The sequence below is a fragment of the Enterobacter sichuanensis genome (assembly GCF_002939185.1).
Lineage (GTDB): Bacteria > Pseudomonadota > Gammaproteobacteria > Enterobacterales > Enterobacteriaceae > Enterobacter > Enterobacter sichuanensis.
The window spans coordinates 1-1,417 of record NZ_POVL01000144.1 but is presented as its reverse complement, the minus strand read 5'-3'; the positions used below and the strand labels follow the sequence as shown (position 1 = coordinate 1,417).

Genomic DNA, 1,417 nt, shown 5'->3' with positions numbered 1-1,417 from the left:
GTCCGGCTCATAAAGCCCATCTGCGTCGCCGCCGCCGGCAGCGCCCACGGCGGCATGCTCGCATCGTTGTACACCCGCCCGGTAATAATCGGACGGTCCGGATCACCGTTGATAAAGTCCACCACCACCTCATCGCCCACGCGTGGGATTTGCACCCCGCCGTAGCCCTGGCCCGCCCACGCGCTCGACACTCGCACCCAGCAGGAGCTGGTGTCGTCGCCCTTCGCCAGACGGTCCCAGTGGAACTTCACCTTCACGCGGCCGTATTTGTCCGTCCAGATGCTCTCCCCCTGCGGACCCACCACTTTTGCTGTCTGCGGGCCGTAGGTGCGCGGCCAGGGCGTACTCTGCGCCGGGCGATAAGAGACCGACGCCGGGATAACCGTGAAATCAGTCCGGTGAATAGTTTCACCCTCGCCGCTGGCGTAGCGGTTCTCCTCGAAGTGATACCCCGCCGCCGTCACCAGATAGTCGCCGTTATCGCTGAAGAACGGCGCGTTAGTCAGGGTGAAGGTGTGGCCCGGCGCAATGCCTGCCGCCGTGGCGGTGGCCTGAATCTGCTGGTGCTCCACCTGCCAGCGCTCCTGGCGAATGCGGGCGTAGAACTCCGCATGCCCGGTCTCCACAAAGCGTCCCGGCCAGTCGTAGACGTCAATGCTGCCCGGCTTCGGCGACGCCGGGTTCTGCTGGGCCTGGAACAGCCACGCGTTCGGCTTGCGGAAATCGTAATCGTCGAGGCTGTAAATCCCCGGCGTGACGCTGTCCTCCAGCGCCCACTGGCCGATACCCTCTTCATCCGTGCTGCCGCCGGATGGCGTCTGGTGATACGGAATCACCTCGTAGCCGCTGAACGGCTGATGCTGGGTGGCGGCGTCGGTCAGCACGAGGGTGTGTTTGTCGGCCTCATGGCTGAAGTGATACGCAATCCCCTCCAGCTCCATCAGGCGGCTGATGAAGTCCAGGCTCGACTCCTGATACTGCACGCAGTAGTTCCACACCCGGTAGCTGCCGGTGAGCTTGTCCTCGACGTTGACCTGATGCTCGCCCAGCAGGGTTTTCACAATCTGCGGCACCGTCTGCCCCTGGAAGATGCGCAGGTTACGGTCGCGTTTCATCGGCCACAGGTCCGGCTCCACCGTCAGCTGGTACACCGCGTAGCGGGTCCCCGACAGCTCAACGGCGCTCACCGCCACGCGCGTGACTTTACCGTTGATATAGCGGGAGGTGAGCAGGTTCTGCGTCGGGATGGTCACCGTGACCGGCTGGCCCAGCAGTTTGCTGCGGTCAATGCGCGCATCCGTGCCGAGCAGGGTCAACGTCAGGGCGAACGACTCGGACATCGCCTCGCGGCCGGAGAGTTTCCAGAAGAGCAGCCCCTCGACCGGGAGCTGGACGGTAATTCGGTTGAGCATAATCG

General features: G+C 64.1%; 1 protein-coding gene. It reads right to left on the bottom strand.

The window, feature by feature from the left end; translation table 11 throughout:
• On the bottom strand, positions 1–1,412 hold a 1,412-nt coding region (locus tag C5687_RS24195; RefSeq protein WP_146086314.1), incomplete at its 3' end, for a type VI secretion system Vgr family protein.
• Positions 1,413–1,417 lie beyond the last annotated feature (5 nt).